General features: G+C 66.8%; 23 protein-coding genes. 8 read left to right on the top strand and 15 right to left on the bottom strand.

The features are described 5' to 3' along the window. Entirely contained in the window at positions 1-645 is a 645-nt protein-coding gene (locus G6N42_RS22350; protein WP_163732997.1) for a TetR/AcrR family transcriptional regulator, read from the bottom strand. 79 nt (positions 646-724) lie between these two features. On the opposite strand from G6N42_RS22350, the gene G6N42_RS22355 reads away from it, so the two are divergent. Continuing rightward, on the top strand, positions 725-2,200 hold the full coding sequence (locus G6N42_RS22355; protein ID WP_163733000.1) for a flavin-containing monooxygenase: 1,476 nt from the start codon (positions 725-727) through the stop codon (positions 2,198-2,200). A 10-nt stretch (positions 2,201-2,210) separates the two neighbouring features. Here G6N42_RS22355 and rraA read toward each other — a convergent pair whose 3' ends face one another. The 6 genes from rraA to G6N42_RS22385 form a co-directional block, all read right to left on the bottom strand. Continuing rightward, positions 2,211-2,690 (bottom strand): ribonuclease E activity regulator RraA, encoded by a 480-nt coding sequence (rraA, locus tag G6N42_RS22360; RefSeq protein WP_163733004.1) that lies wholly within the window; start codon positions 2,688-2,690, stop codon positions 2,211-2,213. Further along, positions 2,687-3,445: a MerR family transcriptional regulator gene (locus tag G6N42_RS22365; RefSeq protein ID WP_163733007.1), complete on the bottom strand. Its 759-nt coding sequence runs from the start codon at positions 3,443-3,445 to the stop codon at positions 2,687-2,689. The genes rraA and G6N42_RS22365 overlap by 4 nt, the downstream gene beginning before the upstream one ends. 48 nt (positions 3,446-3,493) lie before the next feature. Continuing rightward, positions 3,494-3,991, bottom strand: coding sequence for a hypothetical protein (locus G6N42_RS22370; RefSeq protein WP_163733010.1), 498 nt, complete (start codon positions 3,989-3,991; stop codon positions 3,494-3,496). Between the two features lie 91 nt (positions 3,992-4,082). Continuing rightward, a complete protein-coding gene (locus G6N42_RS22375; RefSeq protein ID WP_163733014.1) occupies positions 4,083-5,027 on the bottom strand; it encodes a copper resistance D family protein in 945 nt (314 codons plus the stop codon). After that, positions 5,003-5,545 (bottom strand): copper resistance CopC family protein, encoded by a 543-nt coding sequence (locus G6N42_RS22380; RefSeq protein ID WP_163733017.1) that lies wholly within the window; start codon positions 5,543-5,545, stop codon positions 5,003-5,005. Before G6N42_RS22380 ends, G6N42_RS22375 begins: the two co-directional genes overlap by 25 nt. A 1-nt stretch (position 5,546) precedes the next feature. Continuing rightward, a complete protein-coding gene (locus tag G6N42_RS22385; protein ID WP_163733021.1) occupies positions 5,547-6,200 on the bottom strand; it encodes a DUF6474 family protein in 654 nt (217 codons plus the stop codon). 180 nt (positions 6,201-6,380) lie between these two features. Between G6N42_RS22385 and G6N42_RS22390 the strand changes: the two genes are divergently transcribed. The 3 genes from G6N42_RS22390 to G6N42_RS22400 all read left to right on the top strand — a co-directional run bounded on the left by G6N42_RS22390 (position 6,381) and on the right by G6N42_RS22400 (position 9,089). After that, positions 6,381-7,361, top strand: coding sequence for a hypothetical protein (locus G6N42_RS22390; protein ID WP_163733024.1), 981 nt, complete (start codon positions 6,381-6,383; stop codon positions 7,359-7,361). Positions 7,362-7,428: 67 nt separating this feature from the next. Next, on the top strand, positions 7,429-7,920 hold the full coding sequence (locus G6N42_RS22395) for an ImmA/IrrE family metallo-endopeptidase (RefSeq protein WP_163733027.1): 492 nt from the start codon (positions 7,429-7,431) through the stop codon (positions 7,918-7,920). Then, entirely contained in the window at positions 7,917-9,089 is a 1,173-nt protein-coding gene (locus G6N42_RS22400; protein ID WP_163733030.1) for a hypothetical protein, read from the top strand. The genes G6N42_RS22395 and G6N42_RS22400 overlap by 4 nt, the downstream gene beginning before the upstream one ends. Positions 9,090-9,126: 37 nt before the next feature. On the opposite strand, the gene G6N42_RS22405 is transcribed toward G6N42_RS22400, so the two are convergent. The 4 genes from G6N42_RS22405 to G6N42_RS22420 all read right to left on the bottom strand — a co-directional run bounded on the left by G6N42_RS22405 (position 9,127) and on the right by G6N42_RS22420 (position 11,800). After that, positions 9,127-9,525 carry a transcriptional regulator gene (locus G6N42_RS22405; RefSeq protein WP_083127744.1) on the bottom strand — a complete coding sequence of 133 codons (399 nt, stop codon included), beginning with the start codon at positions 9,523-9,525 and terminating at the stop codon, positions 9,127-9,129. A gap of 379 nt (positions 9,526-9,904) precedes the next feature. Beyond that, entirely contained in the window at positions 9,905-10,612 is a 708-nt protein-coding gene (locus G6N42_RS22410) for a TMEM165/GDT1 family protein (protein WP_163733033.1), read from the bottom strand. Between the two features lie 240 nt (positions 10,613-10,852). Then, positions 10,853-11,386, bottom strand: coding sequence for a peptidase (locus tag G6N42_RS22415; protein ID WP_083127798.1), 534 nt, complete (start codon positions 11,384-11,386; stop codon positions 10,853-10,855). A gap of 99 nt (positions 11,387-11,485) precedes the next feature. Next, positions 11,486-11,800: a S24/S26 family peptidase gene (locus tag G6N42_RS22420; protein WP_163733035.1), complete on the bottom strand. Its 315-nt coding sequence runs from the start codon at positions 11,798-11,800 to the stop codon at positions 11,486-11,488. 55 nt (positions 11,801-11,855) lie between these two features. Between G6N42_RS22420 and sodN the strand changes: the two genes are divergently transcribed. After that, on the top strand, positions 11,856-12,278 hold the full coding sequence (sodN, locus tag G6N42_RS22425) for a superoxide dismutase, Ni (RefSeq protein WP_163733038.1): 423 nt from the start codon (positions 11,856-11,858) through the stop codon (positions 12,276-12,278). A gap of 83 nt (positions 12,279-12,361) precedes the next feature. Here the strand turns inward: sodN and G6N42_RS22430 are convergent, their stop codons facing one another. Beyond that, complete coding sequence (locus G6N42_RS22430) at positions 12,362-12,574, bottom strand: hypothetical protein (RefSeq protein ID WP_163724422.1); 213 nt, start codon at positions 12,572-12,574, stop codon at positions 12,362-12,364. Positions 12,575-12,916: 342 nt separating this feature from the next. On the opposite strand from G6N42_RS22430, the gene G6N42_RS22435 reads away from it, so the two are divergent. From G6N42_RS22435 to G6N42_RS22445, 3 genes are read left to right on the top strand one after another with little or no spacing between them, the layout of a single operon-like run. Next, positions 12,917-13,258, top strand: coding sequence for a rhodanese-like domain-containing protein (locus tag G6N42_RS22435; protein WP_163733041.1), 342 nt, complete (start codon positions 12,917-12,919; stop codon positions 13,256-13,258). Between the two features lie 34 nt (positions 13,259-13,292). Beyond that, on the top strand, positions 13,293-14,351 hold the full coding sequence (locus G6N42_RS22440) for a DUF4328 domain-containing protein (protein WP_163733043.1): 1,059 nt from the start codon (positions 13,293-13,295) through the stop codon (positions 14,349-14,351). Between the two features lie 6 nt (positions 14,352-14,357). Beyond that, positions 14,358-15,182, top strand: coding sequence for a glycerophosphodiester phosphodiesterase (locus tag G6N42_RS22445; RefSeq protein ID WP_163733046.1), 825 nt, complete (start codon positions 14,358-14,360; stop codon positions 15,180-15,182). 93 nt (positions 15,183-15,275) lie between these two features. On the opposite strand, the gene G6N42_RS22450 is transcribed toward G6N42_RS22445, so the two are convergent. The 3 genes from G6N42_RS22450 to G6N42_RS22460 all read right to left on the bottom strand — a co-directional run bounded on the left by G6N42_RS22450 (position 15,276) and on the right by G6N42_RS22460 (position 18,140). Continuing rightward, positions 15,276-16,448 (bottom strand): LCP family protein, encoded by a 1,173-nt coding sequence (locus G6N42_RS22450; RefSeq protein WP_410506629.1) that lies wholly within the window; start codon positions 16,446-16,448, stop codon positions 15,276-15,278. Positions 16,449-16,540: 92 nt separating this feature from the next. Next, entirely contained in the window at positions 16,541-17,311 is a 771-nt protein-coding gene (locus tag G6N42_RS22455) for a CPBP family intramembrane glutamic endopeptidase (protein WP_163733049.1), read from the bottom strand. A gap of 28 nt (positions 17,312-17,339) precedes the next feature. After that, positions 17,340-18,140 (bottom strand): DUF2470 domain-containing protein, encoded by an 801-nt coding sequence (locus G6N42_RS22460; RefSeq protein ID WP_163733051.1) that lies wholly within the window; start codon positions 18,138-18,140, stop codon positions 17,340-17,342. Positions 18,141-18,159: the final 19 nt, after the last annotated feature.

Raw genomic sequence — 18,159 nt, forward strand, 5'->3', positions numbered from 1 at the left:
CTATTGGGGGGTCTTGCCGTAGATGCTGGTGATCCAGACGTGGACAACGGTGTCGAGCGCGGAGTCTTCGGCGATCGACGGGCGTTGGCCCGTGTACGAGGCGAACATGGTCCGCTCGTTCATCAAGTTGAGGGCGGCGGCGAGGTCCTGGGCAGGCACGGTGTCCGGGGCTGCGCCGCGGGCACGTTCGGCGTTGATGACAGCAGCGGTGCGGTCGACCCATTTCTGCATGAAGGTCGACCAGAGTTCGCGCAATTCCGCATTGGTCGCGGTGGCCCCGACGCCGGCGAGCACCACGGCCAGGTGAGTGCGCAGAGGCTCGAAGAAGGCGTAAATGCTGTCGTGCCAAGCGCGCGCCGGGTTGCCGGCGTAGTCGTCGGCCCGACCCTCGAAGGTGGCGTCGGCCTCGGCGAGAATCCTTTCGAACAGCGTCAGCAGTACCGCGTCCTTGGACGGGAAGTAGAAGTAGAACGTCGGCCGGGACAGACCCGCTCCCTTGGCGAGGTCGTCGACCGAGATGTCGGCCAACGGGCGATCCTCGAGCAGACTCTCCAGTGTTGTAAGAATCGCCAGCTCACGGTCGTCCCCGGACGGTCGGGTCGAACGACGGGCGCGTGTGGCGCGCGGTCGGCTGGCGGTGGTCACAAGGCCTGAGTCTACACAGTGTCGATATTCTCAACACACTGTTGACTATCTCGACACACCGTTGATACGCTCCGGTACCATGAGCGAACACCTCGACGTCGTCATCGTGGGAGCCGGCATCTCCGGCATCAGCGCCGCCTGGCACCTGCAGGACCGCTGCCCGACCAAGAGCTACGCGATCCTGGAGCGTCGCGACAACCTCGGCGGCACCTGGGACCTGTTCAAGTACCCCGGCATCCGCTCGGACTCCGACATGTTCACCCTCGGCTTCCGGTTCAAGCCGTGGACGTCGGACAAGGCCATCGCCGACGGGCCGTCGATCATGTCGTATCTGAAGGAGACGGTCGCCGAGTACGGCATCGACAAGCACATCCGTTACGGCCACCGGGTCCTCGGCGCGGACTGGTCGGACGCCGACAACTGCTGGACCGTCCGCGTCGAGACCGACGGCCAGGAGCGTGAGATCACCGCCTCCTTCCTGTTCGCGGCCAGTGGCTATTACAACTACGACCAGGGTTACTCGCCGGAGTTCGCGGGGGGCGACGACTTCGAGGGCACGATCATCCACCCGCAGCACTGGCCCGAGGACCTCGACTACACGGGCAAGAAGATCGTCGTCATCGGCAGTGGCGCGACCGCGGTGACTCTGATTCCGGCCCTTGCCAATTCAGGCGCAGGGCATGTCACGATGCTGCAGCGCTCGCCGACATACATCGGTGCGCTGCCCGACGTGGATCCGTTCACCGTCCAGACGAACAAGATGCTGCCGACCAAGGTGGCGTACGTCCTCAATCGTTGGAAGAGCATTCTGTTCCAGTTCGCGCAGTACCGAATCAGCAGGCGATTCCCGAACTTCATGCGCAAGCAACTGATGACGATGGCGCAGCGGCGACTCCCCGAGGGTTACGACGTCCAGAAGCACTTCGGTCCGCGGTACAACCCGTGGGACGAGCGACTGTGCCTGGCGCCCAACGGCGATCTGTTCAAGACGATCAAGAAGGGCAAGGCCGACGTCGTCACCGACACGATCGAGCGTTTCACCAAGACCGGCATCAGGCTGACGTCGGGGGACGAGCTGGAAGCCGACATCATCGTCACCGCAACGGGTTTGAACCTGCAGCTCTTCGGAGGCGCAGAGATCAGTCGCAACGGGGTGCCGATCGAGCTGAACGAGACCATGGCCTACAAGGGCACGATGTTGACGCACATGCCCAACATGGCGTTCACCATCGGCTACACGAACGCGTCATGGACATTGAAGGCCGACCTGGTGTCCGAGTTCTTCTGCCGGGTCATCAATTACATGGATGCCAAGGGTTTTGACACCGTCGAACCTCAGCATCCCGGAGACCGTGTCGACGAGGCTCCGCTGATGGACTTCACTCCCGGCTACGTGTTGCGCGCGTTGGATTACCTGCCCAAGTCCGGACACATCGCGCCGTGGCGTCTCAAGCAGAACTACTTGCTGGATCTGCGGCTGATCCGTCGCGGCAAGGTCGACGACGAGGCGCTGAAGTTCTCCAAACACCGTGCGCGGGTGACGGCCTCGGCCTAGTCATCCAGCGCTAGCCGGCGACGACGACGATCCCGTCGTCGTCGCTGTAGACGATGTGGCCCGGGGTGAACGCCACGCCACCGAACTCAACGGTGACATCGCGCTGACCGGCGCCGTCCTTGCTGCTCTTGCGAGGGTTGGTACCCAGTGCCTTGACGCCGATGTCGAGCGTGCGCAGCGTCGCGGCATCGCGGACCGAACCGTTGATGATGATTCCGGCCCAGCCGTTGTCGAGGGCCAGGCCGGCGATGACGTCACCGACGAGCGCGGCGTGCAGCGAACCCCCGCCGTCGATGACGAGCACACCGCCGTTACCCGGTTGGGACAGTACGGATTTCAACAAGGCGTTGTCCTCGAAGCACTGCACCGTGGTGATCGGTCCGGCGAACTCGGATCGTCCGCCGAACTGGCGGAACTGCAGATCACAGCTGCGGACATCCGGGCCGATATCGTCGACGAGGTCTGCGGTGGGACGGAAATCGATGCTCACTCGTCGATGCTAGCGATCACGATGTCGCGGACGAATTGCGCCAAACCCGGCTCGACGTCGTCGTAGTAGCGGGTGAACCGTTCGTCGGCCACATACATCTCGACAAGGTTGCGGTGCATCTCGCCGCCGAAGTCGTAGAACCTCTCGATCGCGGCACGATGCCGGGCGACCAGTTCGTGGGCCACCGGGGACCCCGGTTGGACGCCGTCGCGCTTGGCCTCGGCCAGCGCCTGCAACAACGCGTCACCTTCTGCCTTGATGTCGATCCAGTCCTGCTTGGTGAACGCCGCGGCCCGCTGCTGCGACTGTTTCCACGCGTCGGTCTGCCGCCAACGCTGTTCAGCCTCGACGGCGTACTCCTCCCCGAACGCGGTGGTGCCGAAGATCTCGATCTGTTCCTCCGCGGTCAGCTGAATACCGCTGCGGTGCGCGTCCATCAGTTCCTCCACTGCCTTGATCGTGTGTTGCAGCCGGTCGGCCTGTTCCAGCAGCAGCCGGTGCTGCCGCCGGAGGTGTTCGAGCACATCGGCATCGCCGTCGTCCAGCAGGAGTGTGCGGATGTCCTCGAGTTGCAGCCCGACGGAGCGGTACACCAACACCAGGTGCAGCCGTTCGATATCGGCATTGGTGTAACCGCGGTACCCCGCCGGGGTGCGGACGCTCGGCACCACCAGACCGATGTGGTCGTAATGGTGCAGGGTGCGTACCGAGACGCCGGTGAGTGCGGCTACCGCTCCAACGGTCTTCGCGTCCATGACGCCACTATCGGCCCTGACGTCGCGTGAGGGTCAAGTGAATTCGGTTCAGCCCTCGTCAGAGCCGCGACGCACGATCAGCACCACGAGGATGGCCAGCACACCGGCAGCGATGGCCGCAGCGATCGGCAGCCGGGAGGGCTCGGGTCCGATGAACGGCACCGGCGCGGGTCCGGCCACCGGGTTGCTCGCGGTGGCGACAGTGGCCTTGGCCTTGGCCGCGGCTTCACGCGCGGCCGCGGTGAGGTCGCCGTTGGTATCCGCCAGCTTCGGTGGCACCGGCGTAGCGGGAGCCTTCGTGTCCGGGGCCTTCTTCGCGGCTTTCTTGGCCGGGACAGCCTTCTTCGCCGGGGCGGCTTTCTTCGCAGCCTTCGCCGGGGCCTTCTTGGCAGGTGCCTTCTTCGCGGCCTTGGCGGGAGCCTTTTTGGCCGGCGCCGGTGTTGCCGGTGGGGGCGGTGCTGCGGGTGGCTGCGCTGCGGGTGGCGGTGTGGCCGCAGGCGGCGTGGACTGGGCCCCTTCGTCTGGTCGGTCCTGCTCGTCGGCCATCGGCTGCTCCTTTGCAGTGTCTTGTCTGCGCACGTCCGGCGTCAGCGCGGGTACCGGCAGTGGCCCCCATCATGCCAGGTCGGCTATAGCGCTAACCGGTGGCGGCCAGACCGGCCGCGAGAGCGAGCGCCACGGCCATCACCGCCAATTCGACCAGCGCGCGGGATCGCGACAGGACGGCGGTGCTTCGGTGCGTCCGTGCCGCGGGCACCCAGATCGTGCGGTTACGCCAGCCCATCAGCATCAGCACCGCCGCCACCGCCACCTTGGCCGTCAGCAGCCGGCCGTAGCCGGTGGAGTACACCTCGGCGGGCGACCCGAGCCGGTCGACCGCCGCCACCGCGCCGCCGAGCAGCAGCGCTAGCACACACCACAGGGACAACTGGGAGAACCGCGGCAGGACACGTGCCCACTGACCTCGATGGTCGACCGTCAGCACCAGGCCCGCCAGCAAACCGCACCACAGCGCGGCCGCCAGCGTGTGAACGGTCAGCGCCAGCCCGCCGAGCGCGCTTTCGAAGAAGTGACCGGTGATCAGGCGGCTCGTCAGGCCGACCGCGGAAAGACCGGCCACCACGGCATTGACCGCCGCGGTACGCGGCGCCGCGACGGTTGCCACGCACAGCGCTGCGGCGGCCGCAACAGCGAGCGTCCCTGCGCGCCCCGCCGCGGTGTCCACCGCGAAGCTGACCGTCGTCGGTGCGCCCAGTCGCCAGACCGGGACCGCGGTGGCTTGGGCGGCCGCGGCGATCAGCAGGCCGAGTTCGGCCACCAGCCACACCGCGCCCGCGGCGGACAACGGCACGGTGGCGCGACCGACGAGTTCGCGGCGGTGGCGCTCGTCGTCGACTGTCGGCACGACCGCGAGTCCGAGACAGACGACCACCGCGCAGTCGGCAACCGCACGCACGAGCGTCACCGGCAGTGAGGTCTGCGGGTACGCCAACGCCCATGCCACCACCGACGCGGCGACCACCACCAGTGTCCCGCCCGCGAGCGCCGCGGAACGTCTCACGTCCGGCGCCGCGCCGCCCACAGAACACCGGCACCGACGATCAGTACGGCGCCGACGTAGAAGGGCCACACCGGAACTCCGCCGTCGTCCTCGGATGTACCGGACAAATCAGCGGCCGGTGGCGCGGCACCGGCAGGCGGTCCGGCGACACCGCTACCCGCCGCGGTCAGCTGAAACGACCACGAGCCCGACACGACATGGCCATCGGCCGATGTGGCGCGATAGTTCACCGTGTATCTGCCCGAGGGGCCGAGCGGACGGACCCCGACGCTGATGACGGTGCCGTCGACCGCCGGCTCGCCGGTGGACCACACGTTGCCGTCGGGACCGACCACCGTCATCGCCGCGAACCGGGGTTGCATCTCCTCGTTGAATGTCGCGCTGACCCGGGCCGGTGCGTGTGGCAGTGAGGCATTTTCGACGGGGTCGGACGCGATTCGGGCGGCGTGCGCGGCAGCGACACCGGCACTGCCCAGTGTTCCCGCCGCCAAGCCGAGTACGAGAACTATGACGGCGGCAAGCTGCTTGGCAGCGCGCATGTCAGACCAGGCCGAGCCGGGCCATCAAGTCGGCGTCGATGCCGTCGAGTTGCTTGGCGATGGCGGCATGGGCTGAACGCCGCTGCGCGAGTGGCATGTTCTCCGCCGCAGCGACGGCGGCCGACAGATCACCGAGGCGATCGGTGATCGCCGCGACGAACTGTTTCGTTTCGGCGTCCTTGGGCTTCTTCTCGGCGACCATCCGCAGCGACTGCTCGGCGCCGGCGATCCGCGCCGAGAGTTCACCGCCGTGGCCGGAGAACTGACCGAGCTGGCTCAGCGGAACACCTAGGCGGGCAGCGCGACGCTCGTCGGCGTAACCACGCGCAGCGATAGAGGCCCGGTACACCAATGGAACCGCCACCGGTGCGAGCAGCCGGGTGATCGTGAGGAAGCGGCGAATTCTGGTGGGCGAGAACAACTTACCTTCGCGCGCGGCCTTCAGCTGCATGTCCGCGACCTTGAGCGCGGCCCGGTCGGTGTCGCGCTGGGCCCTGAGCTGAGCCTTGAGGGCGCGCGTTTCCGACCGGTGCTCGGCCTTGATGCGGCGAGCTTCGTTCTTGGCCGCCAGTCTGGCCTCGAGTTTCGCCTTCGCCTTGATGGCGCGGGCCTCGGCCTTTCGGGTGGCGCGGGTTTTGCGCTTGAACAGGCTCATCCCAGCAGTCTCCCGGTCGCGTTGTCGATGCCGCACAACACTATCTCCCGGTGCGTGTCACCCGTGGCCCTGGCCCGAGGGAATGCCGATTCGGTCGAGGGCAAACCGGCCAACGTACCTGTGCGACAATCGCTTGACAGCAAATCCGCAGCGGCGATGCGTGTGATGGGTGGTGCAGAAGTGGGTTCGCGTGTGGGCATCGCCGCGGCCGGCTTCCTCGTGGCTTACGGGCTGTTGGTCGTCGGTGCCGGCAATACTCCCGCGAATGCGACCCCGGCGCCCGGCTCGGTCGCGGCCGACGACGGAGATGGCGCCAGGACCGAATCCGGGCAACACGGGGGAGCGCCGTCGGCGGTGCGGCCGGGCCGCCGAGACCACGCGTCGCCGGGCACCGGATCTCGCGGCGACGAGCCAGACGGTCGTAAGCCGCGTGAACGCAGATTCGGCAGCGGACGCGTGCCCCATCAGACGCCGCAGACCGAGGACGACGAAAAGCGAAACGAAGGCGAACCCGTCGACGGCGAGGACGGCGGAGGCGTCGAAACGCCACCCAAAGAGCCCCCCTGGGAAGAACCGCCGGGCGAGGAAGATCCAGACGACTGCTGGCCCTGGCCACCCGACCCGCAGCCCCCCGTTGACGGTGGCGGCGCGGGCCCACCCATCCGGCCGCCGGCGGGCCGGCCGCATGCGCCGCCGATGCAACTGCCGCCGCATCTGCTGCCCGAGCACACGCCGTCGCAGCCGGGCGTGGTCGACGCCGAACCCGGCATCGGCATTGCCGTGCCGCAACTTCCGGTCGCGCCGATCGCCCTGCCGATCGTCGTGGCGCCCCCGATGGGAATCCCTCGTGGCGCAGCTCCGCGCGGGTTACCTACGGAGCCGGTCCCGGCCTCGCCGCGCGGACCCGCGGCCGAGCCGCCCGCCGGGCGGCAGGCGCCGCCGGCCGAGACGGCCAGCAACGTCGCAGCCCCACCCGCGTCATACCGAGCCGGGTACACCGAGTACCTACGCAATGCAGGGATTTCACAGGTTGCCCTCGTGGCGGCACCCGGTCTCGTCGGCATGGTGCTTCTCACCGGTGTCGGTGGCCTCGTCGGTTACCGACAGGCAAAGGCGGGGCACGCGGTACGCGCCGGAGGCGCCGCAAGATTTGTGGACTGAACTGACGGGGAACCGCTGCTTCGGCGACCCGAACAGCGCATAGTGGATTCGTCGAAAGGGGGAACGTATGCCTGCCAGCCGCAACGTCACCCGCGCAGTGAGTGCGGTTCTGGACCTCGCTCCGCGCCACGGGGAGGTGTCGCTCACCCGACTAGTCGATGCGGTCAGCAAGGACAGGGGGCGTCCGATCGAGCTGAAAACAGCCGATTTGCCGCCGGGTGTGTGCGGGCAATGGCGTCAATACGCCGATCGCGACGTGTTTCTGATTCAAAAGGGTCTGCCGGCGTGGGACCGCACCCTCGCACATGAGCTCGGCCACCTGGTCCTCGGGCACGACGGCATGCCGGTCGTCGAGGCCGCCCTGGAGAACACTGAAATTGCCAGCTCGGAGTTGATCGGCTACATGCTGAACCAGCGCACCGGATGTATGGGACCCAATGGCGAGGACGCGGAGCAGGAAGCCGAGGACTTCGCGGCGCTGCTGCTGTATCGGTTGGGGCGGTTGCCCTCCGATCGCGCTTCCATCGTCCAGGTCCGGCTCGGAGAGGCGTTTGGTTGATCGTCTGGGTGATCGCCGGTCTGCTCGGATTGGCCACCGGTTTACGTATCGGATGGGCGCTGGTCAACAAGCAATCACTGGTGAGCACCGCGATGATCCTCGCGCTGGGAAGCCTCGGGTTGGTCGCCGCGCTGAACTGGCAGCCCCTGACGCTCCTCGTCGACACCGTGCTGCGGTGGCCGAACATCTCGATGGGTCTGTCGCAGGTGGCGCTCGTGATGTGCGCGGCGGGCAGCTGCGTGATGATCACCACGGTGGCGTCCGGGCGTAAGCCGGCCACGATCCGCAGGATCGCGATCGCGCAGTACGGCGTCGCGGTCGTCATCGCGGTGGTGAGCCTGGTGGCGTTCTTCTCGGCGGGGCAGCAGCCGGAGATGGCGCCCGAGGAGTACCTGCAGCGGACCCTGGCCGCGGACGGCAACTCGCTGCCCTGGCTGTTGCCGCTGCTGTACGTACTGCTGGCGCTGACGCTGGTGTCGTGGGCCGGACTGCGATACTCGAACCGCAGCCGTCGCGGCAGGGCGTTGTTCGTGTTCACGATCGGCATCGTGCTGATCGTCTTCGCGTCGGGCTTCTTCTTCTTCCGGGCCGTGCACCGGACCGGACCCGTGGGGGTGGGCGCCGCGGCGACCCTGCTCGGATGCGCGATGTTGGTGGTCGCCGCGGGCTCGCTGCTGCCGAGCATCGAGGACTGGTTCGGTGCGCGCCGCGAACTCCGGGCGATCCAGCCGCTGCTGGACGAGCTGGGACGCCGGCATCCGGACGTCGGTATCGGCGTGCGTCCCCGCGGTCCGCTCGCGTTCCGGGTGGCTGAACGGATGTCGTTGATCTCGGATGCGTTGTTTCTGGAGGCGACGGCTGCGGATGTCACGCGAAAGCGGGTCGGCGCGACCGGTGCGCTCGTCGATCGTGACGCCGAGGAGGGCGACGGCGACATCGACGGGGAGGACGCCGAGATGGAGCCGCCACCCGTGCCACCAGAAGAGCAGGCGCACGCCGTCGCGCTGTGGATCTACGCCGGCCGCGAGGGTGCACGGAAGAACGGGGACCTGAAGTTCCCCGGTCTGAGATGGTTGCGGCAGCCCAGCGTCTACTCGGATCGCGAGTGGATCCTCGAGATTGCCACGCAGTACCGCACGCTCGTGAGGTCAGAGAAGACCGCTACGTAATGACTTCGCCGGCGACCGCAATGCCGGTGATGGCGGGCTAATCGTCCAGATGCTCCTGGCGACGCAGCTCATCGACCTTTTGGACGATGTCCTGCTGGGCCTCAACCGACAGGCCGACAGTGCGCGCCGCAATGCGACGGACACCTTCATCCCGCATGTTCGCCAGCCAGGTGAGCTCCTTGTCGAGCTTCTCGTAGTACTCGTCGTCGGTGAAGTATGCCGGCTTGATACGGAAGAAGTTGGCAAGGGCAGCCATGGTCGCTGCAGAGGGGTTGGTTCGGTTGCCAGAGCGCAGCTGGGACAGGTATGGAGCCGACATCGTCACGCCCTCGGACTTGAGCGCAGCGATCACCTCGGCGGAAGTATGCGGACCGCGCCCGGGCGGGTAGACCGTGTCGAAAAGTCTGTTTAGACGGGCGGCGAACGTCTTGCTCATCGGTATTGACCTCCACATGCGTAGACGAGCGGACTATTTGGCGGCGTATTTGCTGATCATCGTAGCGAGTGTTGTGCCCAAACCCAAGTGCAAACTAGGAAAGTTAACCCACCTTCCGCGATCTCAGGGCTCTCTCACCAGTGGCGACATTGTCAGAGTACGCAAGAACGGCGCCCACATGGTGCGGTCGGGCAAATAAGTTCGACATCGTCTGAATTGCCGCACTCGGGGTATTGCCCCGATTGCCACAGTAATCCCGATCTTCACCACCGGCAACGTCCACAGCCACTCGCAATGGTGGATCGAAGATTTGCTGTTTGTATGCAAATAGCGGGTTCGCATCCGTACGGGCAATAGTTGCCGGCGGCGCGAACCTGCGCTAGGGGGAATTGCGTGAGGACGTCGCCGTCGATGCGGCCGCTGGTGCCGAATCCTGCCTCCGGGCGAAGCGAATGAGCGCCACGGTGCCGACGACGACGACCACCGACCCGGTGACCGCCACCGCGACCCAGCGCAGCCCGAGCGCGCCGTCGAACAGCAGCCAGAGGCCGAAAACCAGGAACAGCACGCTGGCGAGCCGGTGCAGGAAGCCCTCGGGCAGGCGCTTGTGCAGCAGGACGCCCGCCGCGATCGCGACGCCGTCGGCGAGCACCATTCCGACGGTGGCCCCGATCCAGACGCCCAGCCAGTTGTGATCGCTGGCGAGGGTGACGGTGGCCAGCATCGTCTTGTCGCCGAGCTCGGCGAGGACGAATGAGGAGACGATGGCGAAGATGACAAAACGTGGCTCGGCGATGCGGACCTCATCGTCGTCGTCACCGGTGCGGCCCTCGCGCCACGTCCAGATCGCGAACAACAGGAACGCGATGGCCCCGGCGAAGGCGATCGGTCGTTCGGGAAGTGTCAGGCCGAGAAAATGGCCGATCGCCACCGACAGTCCGTGCACGAGCGTGGCGGCGACCGCGACGCCCGACAACACCACCCACCATCGATGGCGCAGTGCGTAGGTCATGGTGATCAGCTGCGACTTGTCGCCGAGTTCGGCCACGAACACGACCGCGAGGCTGATGAGAATTGCGGTAACCATGGGTTGGGTGAGACCTTTCGACCAAAAAACGGTCGAAGGTCTCGCCCACCACCCCTCGTGCTGAGGTGCGGTTCGTCGGCCGGGCTTTCGCCAGTATGTCGACACGACGATTGGGGGCTACTCCCCTTCGCTGATGATTCGACTGTAGCGACGGTTGTGGCGGCACGCCAGTCCGCGCAATGATTTCGGGTAGCCGAATCGACCGTTCAGGTTTGCGGGTTCGGCTGCCTTCGAAAACCCTTACGCGGCAAGGAGCATGGCAAGGATCGCGGTGTCGGGGTGGCTGATCGGGTCGACACCGACCCTGCTCACCATCGACGTGACGGTGCCGTCGGCTTCCGCCTCGACCCAGGCCGCGCGATGTTCGAGACCCAGATGGGGAAGACCGGGCAGCAGTACGCAGCCCGATGCCGCACCCGAGCACTCCGGCAGCGACGGCATGGTCTCGGACGGTGGATGCAGCATCAACAGGGCCGGTGGCTGATGCTCTGCGAAATACCCTGGCGGAACCGCCGATTCGCCGACGACCGTACCCTCGGCGACAACGAGGCCGACGGTGTTGGGCTCCGGTTCATCGGGTAGCTCTTCGCGTGCACCGAAAATCGTTGTGGTGGAGAGTAATCCAGGAAGCGATGCCACGCGGACAGCGACCATGAGTAGCTGTGCCCACTCCTTGGTGGAATCCGGCCAGCGGCCCGAGATCACGAAGCCCTTGAGTGATCCGCGCGAATGAAACGGGGCGATCTCTATCGCCCGACCGGATTCCATCTCCATCTCGCCTCCGCACCATCGTTGTTCGGTAAAGCCCGACACGACTGTGGGTCGATCAGACCAGAATGCGCAGGTTCTCACTGGCGCGCAAGCGGACACGCATCATTGGTCGCGGCGGCCTGATCCCCGGACCGTGTAGACGACGCGATAGGTGCCTGCCGCGGACACCCATCCCAGTTCGTGGGAGTCGACGGCGCCCGGCGCTGTGGGATTGTCCGACCGGGCTTGGAATATCGCGTTCGGGCCGGTGCCGTACACCTCGCCGACTCGTTTGACGAGCCAACGGGTGGACCGGCGAGGGTCGCGGAACAAGCGCAGCTGGCCGGCGCGGGGTACGCCGCCGCGCCATGCCACCAAACCGTCGCCCGGTCGCAATGCCGGGCGCATCGAGTCCTCGACCACCCTGAACAAACGCAATGGCCAACGGGGTGGAGGATGGTTTCGCGGCACCCTCGAAGGGTAGGTTAGGGCCATGCTGCATCGACTCATGAACAACGCCACCCCTGCCCACGCCCACTGCGACCTGTACTGCGGTGTTTACGATCCGGCCCAGGCCAGGATCGAGGCGCTTTCGTGCCTGAAGACGATCCAGAAGTACCACGACTCGGACGATGACCATTTCAAGGCCCGCGCGATCATCATCAAGGAGCGCCAGGCCGAAGAGGTCAAGCATCACCTGATGGTGCTGTGGGCCGACTTCTTCACCAAGGACCACTTCGAGCAGTTCCCCAACCTGCACCAGCTGTTCTGGGACGGCGTGCACGGCGCTGGTGACGTCAAGAAGTCTCTCGACGCCGCCGTCGCCGAGAAGCTGCTCAAGACGATCGACGAGATCGCCGACATCTTCTGGCAGACCGACAAGGGCAAGCAGATGGGCGTCTACCCGCCCGCCTAGTAAATGGACACGAGGACGGGCCTGCTCATCGCGAGCAGGCCCGTTTTTTCGTGCCTAGTGAGTTGCGTCCCGGGAGACGTCGATCAGTACAGGACGATCAGGGCGAGCACGCCCAACAGGACCAGCGCGATCACACCGGCCCGCATGCAGGCCATCAACTGGCCGCGGGTGTACGTGTTCGCCGAGGAATGCCACTCAGAAGGCGGTACCGCGGACCCCGGACCCATCGGATGCGACGACGTCATTAACAGCTCCTGACCTGCACGATCGATACCCTCCCCGGTGAGATCGGTCACAATACCCATGTTGTGACCGCGATCATAACCCCTGCTGTTCCTCGGAAGAAATCGGCGCGGAGAGGCGTTTAGAACTGCAGGTGGGGGGTACAAAATAATCGACAGCCGTCAAGAAGCGAATGGTTAGTCTGGCGAGGTATTTCGCTCAGGCCCGCTCCGGCTGTTGATTGTCGTCTTGATCACATCCCAGTTTATCCACACTGATCTTGAGCAACCGCACAGATTCACCGGCTCAGACTCCTATTGCCCTGATCTTGGGCCTGTGGATGAACCTGTGGAAACTGTGGATAGCCGGGAATTGCTGGCCTGGGTGGACCCGCCGTCGTATGCGAGCATTGGCGGATGGACTCCGACGCGGTCCCGCAGGCCGACATCGCCACCGTTCCGGCGACCTTCGACGAATCGGTGATCTTGCTCGACGTTCGCGAAGACGACGAATGGCAGCGCGGCCACGCGCCAGGCGCCCGGCACATCCCGATGGGGCAGATTCCGGCCCGCGTCGCCGAGATCGACCCCTCGGCCACGTTGTACGTCGTGTGTGGGGTCGGGGGCCGCTCGCAGCGGGTCGCCGAATACCTGGCGCAGAACGGGTACGCGCCCATCAATGTCAGCGGTGGCATGCACGCTTGGGCCGACGCCGGACGACCGGTGGTCACCGACGACGGTGGTGCGGGCGCCGTCTGAGCAGCCGTCGACAATCGCTGGCTAGGCTGGTCGGATGATCCAGGTCTGTTCCACGTGCGGAACGCGCTGGAACGTGCGTGACCGCCGACGGGACTGGTGCCCGCGCTGCAACGGCACGCTGCTCGCGCCGACGGGTCCAGACTCCGCTGCGCTGGGGACGACCCCACCGGCAGGTAGGGGGTGGGGGCCGACTGCCGGCCTCGGTACCCCGCCGTCAGCTAGGAGACTGCCGCAGGGCTATCGCTGGATCGCGGTCCGTCCAGGATCGGCGCCCCCACCGCGCCGGACTCGTCGCCCCCTCGGTCCGACGCCGCGCTACGCGTTCATCCCGCGTTGGGGCCTCGTCGACCGTTTCGATTCGATCGACCAGCAGCAGGCCCCGCAGCGCCCGGGCCCCTCCGCCGGGATGGTGCGAACCACTCTGGTCGTGACCATGGCCGTGCTCGGTGCGGCGGCGCTCGCGCATCTGGTGCGCTACGCATTGCTCATCGTCAACCGCAGCAGGTTGCTGAACCCGTGGGTGGCGGGTGGCGTGACGTGGATCGGCGTCGTGCTCAGTGTCATCGCGATGTTCATGGTGGTCGCCAGCGCGGTAGTGCTGACGAATTGGCTCATCGGCCGCAGAGCCGCCGCCTACGCCTACCGGGGGCAGCCGGACCCGCGGTCGCTGTGGTCGCTCCGTGCGGGTTGCTTGGTGCCCGTCGTCAACCTGGCCTGGGCGCCGGTGTTCGTCATCGAGCTGGCGGGCGTCGAGGAGCGGTTCACCTGGCTGCGCAGACCCATCGCGGTGTGGTGGCTGGTGTGGGTCGCCAGCACCACGGTGTCGGTGTTCTCCATCGCGACGAGCTTCGCCACCGAGGCCCAGGCCATCGCCAACAACACGGTGACGACCACCGTGGCGTATCTGCTGGCCCTGGCGGCCGTTTTGCTCGCCATGAAAGTGTTCGACGGGTTCGAGCGCCAACCCGTCGAGAAGCCGTCCAAGCGCTGGGTGATCGTGCCCGACGCCGCCGTGAACACCGAGGTGCGACGCGACACCGAACGCGAGAATGCCGCTGCGGTTGAGTCCGAAGGCCAAAACCCGGCAGCATAGGTACCTATGAACTCGGGCGACGGCACGCTCGCCGGCCATCCGTTCGTCGTGGCGCACCGCGGTGCGTCCGGTGAACTCCCCGAGCACACCCTGGCTGCCTACGAGTTGGCGCTGAAGGAAGGGGCCGACGGCGTCGAATGCGATGTGCGGCTGACCCGCGACGGTCACCTGGTCTGCGTGCACGACCGCAGGGTGGACCGGACGTCCAACGGAAGCGGACTGGTCAGCGAGATGACGCTGGCTCAGCTGCGCGAATTGGATTACGGCGCTTGGCATCCCAGTCGGGAAGACGACGGTGCGACCGGTGACACGGGACTGCTGACGCTCGACGACCTCGTCAAGCTTGTGCTGGACTGGAACCGCCCGGTGAAGCTCTTCATCGAGACCAAACATCCCGTGCGCTACGGCGCGTTGGTCGAAAGCAAGGTCCTCGCACTGCTGCATCGCTACGGCGTCGCAGCGCCGGCCTCGGCCGATCTGTCCCGCGCCGTGGTGATGTCGTTCTCGGCGGCAGCGGTGTGGCGCATCCGGCGCGCGGCGCCGATGCTGCCGACCGTACTACTCGGCGATACGTCGCGTTTTCTCGGCGGCAGCGCCGCGACGACCGTCGGCGCGACCGCGGTGGGCCCGTCGATATCGACGCTGCGTGAGCACCCCGAACTGGTGGATCGCGCCGCCGCACAGGGCCGAGCGTTGTACTGCTGGACCGTCGACCACTACGAGGACGTGCGCTACTGCCGAGACGTCGGCGTCGCGTGGGTGGCGACGAACCACCCGGGTCGCACCAAGGACTGGCTGCAGAACGGACTGACCGGGGTGCAGAGCGACTAGAGCGCGCCGCGTGGGCGTTGTCGCGCGTAACCGCACGGCGAGGAATCAGCCTGAATCGCGCCATGACGTTACAACCGCCAAGAAGGCCGCCCGTCAGGGCTGCGCGTCGATGACCTCCGGTGGTACCGGCGCGTCGGTTTTCAGCGCGGCGAACAATTGATCGGCGACCTCGCTGTTCCACACCACGATCGATCCCGAATCGCCCTCGGTGAACTCGCCGATCGGCACCGTCGTCGTGGTGACGTCCCCCCGCAGCGCCCAACCGAGCCGCGCCAGGTCCCAGATGTGGTCCTCCTGGCCGACGGTGACCGCCCCCGATGCGGCGTGGGCCATCGGATACCAGCGCAGCGGGTTCAGCCACACCGCGGGACTGGCGGCGCGGTGCAGCAGGGCGGACATGAACTCGCGCTGATTCACCATGCGGTCCAGATCTGCGCGCGGCGTGGCGCGCGTACGGACATAGCCGAGCGCGGTGCGGCCGTCGAGCTCCTGACAGCCCGCGGGCAGGTTGATCCCCGCCAGCGGATCGTCGATCGGCTCGGCGGGACACATGGTCACCCCGCCCACCGCGTCGACCATGACGGCGAACCCGTCGAAACCGATCTCGGCGTAGTGGTCCAAGCGGAGCCCGGTGGCCTGTTCCACGGTCTGCGCCAGCAGGGGCGCCCCGCCTTCCAGGAATGCCGCGTTGATCTTGTCGCTGCCGTAGCCGGGGATGTCCACGTACGAGTCGCGCGGGATCGAAACCATCGTGGTCGGCGTGCTCGATCCGAGACCGGGGATGTGGACCAGCAGAATCGTGTCGGTGCGGCCGCCGCCGAGATCGCCGCCGGTGGCCAACTCTGCCTGTTGTTCGGGTGTCAGCGCCTGTCGACTGTCCGACCCCACGAGTAGCCATGTCGTACCTGATCCCGCCGTGGGTCGGTCCGGGTAGTCGGCCAGTGCCGGGGTGCGGTGCAGCGACGAGTCGATCCAGACCCCACCGCCCACGACCGCGACGACGAACAGCAGCAGAAGAACAAGCAGCATCCGGCCCCAATGACGTTTGCGCCGAGGCTTTTTCGGTGCCGGCGGCGACGGCGGCGCAGGTGGGCGGGCCTGCGGTGCCGGCCGACGCGCCCGTGGCGGTGGTGGTGGTGGCGGCCGGTGCGGCGGAGGCCTCCGTTGCAGAGGAGGCGGCGGTGGCGGCGGGCGTCGATGTCGAGGGTCCGGCGGGGTCGGTGGCTTCGGTGGCGGCGGCGGCCGGTAGTTGGGATCGCGCCGGATCACCTGCGGCGGCTCCCGGTATTGGTACGGGTCGAAACCCGGGGGCTGCTGCCGGTTGTCGTCCACAGCAAGAAATGTACGTCGGCCGAACCCTACTGCAGCCAGTTCAGATGGCCTGCCGCCAATGCGTATCCGACGAATGCGACCGCGTCGATCAGCGCGTGCGCGACGATCAGCGGCCACAACCGTCCGGTGCGCAGGTACACGTAGCCGAACACCAGGCCCATCGCCACGTTGCCGAGCCCGGCGCCGAAACCCTGATACAGGTGGTACAGACCGCGCAACAGGCTCGTGATGATCACCGCGGCCAGCGGGCTGATTTGCAGCTGGCGCAGTCGGGTGAGCAGGAACCCGACGACGATCACTTCCTCGGCCCAGCCGTTCGCGAACGCGACGAGCAGTAGCACGGGGATGCGCCACCAGGTGTCGTACAGCTCCGCGGGTTCCACCGAGGCGTTCATGCCCAGCACTCGTGACAGCAAGTAGAACCCCAGTCCGGGCAGCCCGATCAGCAGTGCCAGGCCGATGCCGCCAAGGAGGTCGGGACGCCACTGGATTCTGCCCAGCCCGATCTGGGCAGGACCAATACCGCTGCGCCACAACAGGTATAGGCCCAGAGCGCCCCACGCCAGCAACTGGAAAACCCACGAGAGGTTCAGTCCCAGGTCGATCAGGTCGAAAGGCGACCGGCGCGGATTGAGCGCCACGACCTGTCCGGACAGCCCGAGCAGGACCGCCTCGATCAGGTTGAGCAGGGCGGTGTACGCCGACAGTCCGAAGGTGACCGCCAATACGACGACGATCTCGATGCGCAACCCACGGCGCTGCGGGTCTGTCAGGTCGTCGGGGGCGCCGGCGGTCACCGGGTCAGGCTAGCGGCCCGGCTGCGGCTCAGAGCCGGCGCGCGCGCAAGCCGTTGAGGAACGGGCAGCCCATCAGAACGCGGAGCGCCTGGGACAGACCGCTGACGTCGTCGACCGGCTTCGCGAAGGGCAGCCGAACGTCGTGGTCGCCGTCATCGCCCTCGATGCGCAGCTGGACACCGTAGCGATCCAGGCCGAGGGGACGGACGCGTCCGCGGCGCAGCGAGCTGGGCAGTCGGCTGGCCAACCGGTCGACCACCTCGCGGTGCGCGGACTCCATGTGCTGCAGCCAGCACGACTCCATCGCGCAGAACGGGTCGGGACGTGCACCCAGCAGCGCGCTCAACCCGACGGATTCGGCCCCGGTGGAGTCGGCGACGACAACGGAGTCGATCTCGAGCCTCATCAACGCGTAGCGGGTGTCCTTCTCGGAGTCGGCGGTTCCCGAGTTCACCTGGAGCAAGGCGGGATTCGGATCCTCGGCGGCGATGAGGTCGAGCAGCGCGGAGACCTCGTCGGAGGGGACGTCGTGCAGGCGGCCGCGGATCCACACCAGCGACCGCACCGGTTCGCGTAGCGGTAGCGGGGCGTAGTCGGTCATCTCCAGCACCGCCTGAACACCGGCCGCACCCGCCGAAACCACCATGTGAGCGACGGCGCCGTCGACCGGAACGGTGATGGCGAACGAACCGTCGTCGAGCAGGTGGTGCACCGGAGATTCGGCGGGTTCCAGCCCTTCGACCGCCAGCATCGCCCCGCCGGCCCGTGCGAACGCGCTGCGGATGCGCTCGGCCGTCGTCGGTGTGGCTTTGGTCTCCAGCTCTGTCATGGCCAACCTCTCGTAGATA

Source organism: Mycobacterium gallinarum (assembly GCF_010726765.1).
Taxonomy (GTDB): Bacteria; Actinomycetota; Actinomycetes; order Mycobacteriales; family Mycobacteriaceae; genus Mycobacterium; species Mycobacterium gallinarum.